The 5,109-nt window shown below is 41.1% G+C and carries 2 protein-coding genes, 1 tRNA gene, 2 rRNA genes and 1 pseudogene; 3 read left to right on the top strand and 3 right to left on the bottom strand.

The window, feature by feature from the left end; genetic code table 11:
• Positions 1-490 precede the first annotated feature (490 nt).
• The 3 genes and pseudogenes from pyrB to ARSQ2_RS14520 all read left to right on the top strand — a co-directional run bounded on the left by pyrB (position 491) and on the right by ARSQ2_RS14520 (position 2,001).
• Positions 491-1,426, top strand: a complete 936-nt coding sequence (gene pyrB, locus ARSQ2_RS02290) for an aspartate carbamoyltransferase (RefSeq protein ID WP_181994224.1) — start codon at positions 491-493, stop codon at positions 1,424-1,426.
• Positions 1,427-1,470: 44 nt separating this feature from the next.
• Positions 1,471-1,716, top strand: a pseudogene (locus ARSQ2_RS12250) (aspartate carbamoyltransferase regulatory subunit); the annotation flags it as partial.
• Complete coding sequence (locus ARSQ2_RS14520; protein ID WP_420837720.1) at positions 1,711-2,001, top strand: IS630 transposase-related protein; 291 nt, start codon at positions 1,711-1,713, stop codon at positions 1,999-2,001. The pseudogene ARSQ2_RS12250 and the gene ARSQ2_RS14520, both read left to right, overlap by 6 nt.
• A 159-nt stretch (positions 2,002-2,160) precedes the next feature.
• Here ARSQ2_RS14520 and ARSQ2_RS02280 read toward each other — a convergent pair.
• From ARSQ2_RS02280 to ARSQ2_RS11830, 3 genes are all read right to left on the bottom strand, one after another.
• A 23S ribosomal RNA gene (locus ARSQ2_RS02280) occupies positions 2,161-4,167 on the bottom strand.
• Positions 4,168-4,554: 387 nt separating this feature from the next.
• Positions 4,555-4,637 (bottom strand) — tRNA-Glu (locus ARSQ2_RS02275).
• A 99-nt stretch (positions 4,638-4,736) separates the two neighbouring features.
• Positions 4,737-5,109, bottom strand: a 16S ribosomal RNA gene (locus tag ARSQ2_RS11830); the annotation flags it as partial.

Raw genomic sequence — 5,109 nt, 5'->3', positions numbered from 1 at the left:
GACACAAGCTAAATGTAAAAAAAGAGCGCTCGGATGCGACACAGATATTTTGTTCACACTCAATATGGTGTAATCAAAATTAAGTCGCTTAGCTATAACGAAAAATAGACCATCCATTTGATTATTGGCAGCTAAGAATTGTAGGTTTAATGTTGCCAAAATATTCCTCAGTAGGTTTAGTAACAATTATTTTATTACTGCGCAAGAATTTTTCTGAATTCAATGCATTATATTTTTAACCATTTTTCAATTTTCTTTCTGTAACCACTTGCGATACTGACAGAGCGGCGTATAATGCTCCAAAATTTTTGTGGGGGAAGAAATGCATAATCAATGCTTAAAAGAATCAATATATGCATTGCTGCCATTGGGCTATTTAGTTATTGCATTTCCTCCTCAATTAACCCTATTTATTCAAGCCCGGCAATGAGGGGCTTTTTTTTGGCATAACAATACTTAGATATGGCACAAAAAAAGAAGGAACAACACGATGGTTAATCCGTTGTATCTTCGAGACATAATCTCGATTAATGATTTAAATAGTAAAGATCTACTCACTGTACTTGAAGTTGCTACATCACTAAAACAACATCCCCAAGCGAATCTGCTAAAACATAAAGTTATTGCCAGTTGTTTCTTTGAAGCTTCCACCCGTACACGCCTTTCATTCGAAACAGCCATTCACCGATTAGGTGCTTCGGTGGTGGGTTTTTCCGACAGTAATAATACTTCGTTAGGTAAAAAAGGCGAAACCTTGGCAGATACGATATCGGTTATTAGCCAATATGTTGATGCCATTGTTATGCGTCATCCACAAGAGGGGGCATCACGTTTAGCGGCTCAATTTTCAGGAAAAATTCCGGTGATCAATGCCGGTGATGGTGCAAACCAACATCCTACCCAGACATTACTCGATCTATTCACCATTCAAGAGAGCCAAGGCAGCTTAAATAATTTGCATATTGCGATGGTTGGTGACCTAAAATATGGTCGAACCGTTCATTCATTAACCCAAGCATTATCGAAGTTTGATAATAATCATCTCTATTTTATTGCACCTGAAGCTTTATCGATGCCAGCTCATATCCTGCATCTGCTAGAAGAAAAAGGGGTAACTTATAGCTTACATGACAACATAGAAACGATCTTGCCAAAATTGGACATTCTCTATATAACTCGAGTGCAAAAAGAACGTTTAGATCCTTCTGAATATGCCAATGTTAAAGCCCAATTCATTTTAAACAGCTATGAATTAGCTGTCGCTAAACCTGGCATGAAAGTTTTACATCCTCTACCACGCATGGACGAAATTACTACAGATGTTGATAAAACATCCCATGCTTACTATTTTCAGCAAGCCGGTAATGGTATTTATGCACGACAAGCACTTCTAGCACTGATCTTAAATAAAACCATTAATTTTTGAGGCATGCAATTATGGCAAATAACCACAAATTATAAGTAGAAGCAATTAGCTGTGGCACCGTTATCGACCATATTCCTGCTCAAATCGGTTTTAAATTACTTTCGTTTTTTAAATTAACGCAAACTGATCAGCTATTACCATAGGTTTAAATCTACCTTCTAATCACTTACTTAGGTAAAAAAGATCTGATTAAAATTGAATATACCTTTCTCACCCCTGAAAAAGCAAGCGAACTAGCAATGTATGCTCCCTATGCAACCGTTAACTGTATTAAAGACTATAAAGTGGAAAAAAACTATCAATTTACCTTACCTGAGCAAATTGATGCAGTTTTGATCTGTCCTAACGGTAACTGCATTAGCAATAATAAACCGGTCAGTAGCAGTTTTACCATTAATCAGCGACATATAGCTAAGCGACTTAATTTTGATGACATTATTTATATCAGCTATTCAATTAATTTTAGACGTAAAGTGATATTTACGATGGAAGAAGAAGGGTTGAATATCCGAGAAACAACGAAGCAATTTCGGATTGGCTCTGAATCTGTATCGCGTTGGATTAATCAAATATAACTGGGCGACTTTAAAATGATTACAAGTAATTACTCTATATCAGTAAATTTATATTGGAGAAAAACATATATTTTGTAATCAAAATTAAGACGCTTAGTTATAAAGATTCACGAGGTCTTTCCGTCTTGCCGCGGGTACACTGCATCTTCACAACGAGTTCAATTTCAGTGAGTCTCGGGTGGAGACAACCTGGCCATCATTACGCCATTCGTGCAGGTCGGAACTTACCCGACAAGGAATTTCGCTACCTTAGGACCGTTATAGTTACGGCCGCCGTTTACTGGGGCTTCGATCAAGAGCTTTGCTTTACGGCTTACCCAATCAATTAACCTTCCAGCACCGGGCAGGCGTCACACCGTATACGTCCACTTTCGTGTTTGCACAGTGCTGTGTTTTTAATAAACAGTTGCAGCCAGCTGGTATCTTTGACTGGCTTTAGCTCCGGATGCGAGATCTTTTACCTAATGCCAGCGTGCCTTCTCCCGAAGTTACGGCACTATTTTGCTTAGTTTTTTCACCCGAGTTCTCTCAAGCGCCTGAGTATTCTCTACTTAATTACCTGTGTCGGTTTGGGGTACGATTAATGATTACCTATTGCTTAGAGGCTTTTCCTGGAAGCTGGGCATCAACTACTTCACCACTTTGGTGGCTTGTCATCACGTCTCAGTGTTGTAGCAGTGCGGATTTTCCTGCACTACTTACCTACTTGCTTAAACTGGGCTAACCGTCGCCCGGATAGCCTAGCCTTCTTTGTCCCCCCTTCGCAGTAACCCTTAGTACGGGAATATTAACCTGTTTCCCATCGACTACGCTTTTTAGCCTCGTTTTAGGGGTCGACTTACCCTGCCCCGATTAACGTTGGACAGGAAACTTTGGTCTTTCGGCGAGCGGATTTTTTATCCGTTTTATCGTTACTTATGTTAGCATTTGCACTTTTGATACCTCCACTAGACTTTTTAGTCTAGCTTTTACGGCTTACAGAACGCTCCCCTACCCAACAACATCTAAATGTCGCTGCCGCAGCTTCGGTGCATGGTTTAGCCCCGTTACATCTTTCGTGCAGGCCGACTTGACCAGTGAGCTATTACGCTTTCTTTAAATGATGGCTGCTTCTAAGCCAACATTCTGGGTGTTTAAGCCTTCCCACTTTGTTTCCCACTTAACCATGATTTGGGGACTTTAGCTGGCGGTCTGGGTTGTTTCCCTCTTTACGAGGGACGTTAGCACCCGCCGTGTGTCTCCCGTGATAACATTCTTCGGTATTCGTAGTTTGCATCGGGTTGGTAAGTCGGGATGATCCCCTAGCCGAAACAGTGCTTTACCCCCGAAGATGAATTCACAAGGCGCTACCTAAATAGCTTTTGGGGAGAACCAGCTATTTCCCGGTTTGATTGGTTTTTACCTTTAGCCACAAGTTATCCGCTAATTTTTTAACATTAGTTGGTTTGGTCTTCCAGTTAGTTTTACCTAACTTTTAACCTGCCCATGGCTAGATCACCGGGTTTCGGGTCTATACCCTGCAACTTAACGCCCAGTTAAGACTCGGTTTTCTTACGGCTCCTTTATCTGGTTAACTTTGCTACAGAATATAAGTCGCTCGCTGACCCTTTATACAAAAGGTACGCAGTCACACTTTTTCGGGTGCTCCCACTGCTTGTACGTACACGGTTTTAGGTTCTATTTCACTCCCTTTGCCGGGGTTTTTTCGCCTTTTTTTCACGGTACTGGTTTACTATTGGTCAGTTAGGAGTATTTAGCCTTGGAGGATGGTCCCCCCATATTCAGACAGGATAACACGTGTCCTGCCCTACTCTTCAAGTTAACAACACTTACTGTTTCAGATACGGGGCTATCACTTTTTATTTCCGGTCTTTCCAGACTTTTTTCCTGCAATAAATATTGATGTTGACTTTGGGCTGCTCCCTGTTTTCTCGCCGCTACTGGGGGAATCTCGGTTGATTTCTTTTCCTCGGGGTACTGAGATGTTTCAGTTCCCCCGGTTTGCTTCGTTTGACTATGAATTTATCAAACGATAGTGCATTAATGCACTGGGTTTCTCCATTGGGACATCGCCGGCTAGTATGCTTTATATCAGCTTACCGACGCTTTTCGCAGATTAGCACGTCCTTCATCGCTTCTGACTGCCTAGGCATCCACCGTGTACGCTTCATTCGCTTAACCTTACAACCTGAAGGTGTCTTCTATTGTTTTTTTTGTTGGGTTATGGCTGCGCTTCCACTAATTTTTGTTGGGCAGTGCGCGCAGTGCTCACGTACTTTAGTACGCTGCGCTTGCTGTGCGCTGGGCGCCTTGAATTGCTGACTGCTTGCTCATAATGATTTATTATGACAAAAAAACCCAACTGATTGGAGTTTTGAGAGTTTTTTACACTATTTTTTCAATAGTGTGTGTTTCAATTTTCAGCTTGTTCCAGATTGTTAAAGAGCATAATTGGTAAACTAATTTAGTGAATTGGTTTAATCATTTTTGCGTAAAGCACAAACAGTGCACAACACTAAAAGTGTGATGCACCGCTTTTCTAAATCATTAAAGTGGCGTTCCCTAGTGGATTCGAACCCCTGTTACCGCCATGAAAGGGCGATGTCCTAAGCCTTAGGTTTTTAGACGAAAGGGACTTCAAGTTTTTTAGTCGATCTTAGATTGGCTTTACGCGCTATTTCATCAGACAATCTGTTTGAACACTCACATTCTATCTATCTATATCTAGATCTAGGTAAGGAGGTGATCTAACTGCAGGTTTTCCTACGGTTACTTTGTTACGACTTTACCTCAGTCATGAATCAAAAAGTGGTAAGCGCTATCTAAAAAGGTTAAGCTACCTACTTCTTTTGCAACTTACTCTCATGGAGTGACGGGCGATGTGTACAAGTCCCGGGAACGTATTTACCGCGACATGCTGATCTGCGATTACTAGCGATTCCGACTTTATGGAGTCTGGTTGAAGACTTCAATTTGGACTTGGACCTACTTTTTGAGTTTCGCTTCTCTTTTTTTCTTTCTTTTCTTCCCTGCTTTGCTTCCCTTAGTTAGGCTCGTCTCTCTTTTCTTTGTATACGCTATTGTGTAGAACGTGTGTAGGCTTACTCG

This window comes from Arsenophonus endosymbiont of Bemisia tabaci Q2 (assembly GCF_902713415.1).
In the GTDB taxonomy this organism is placed as follows: Bacteria; Pseudomonadota; Gammaproteobacteria; order Enterobacterales; family Enterobacteriaceae; genus Arsenophonus.
This window is presented reverse-complemented; position numbering and strand designations above follow the sequence as displayed.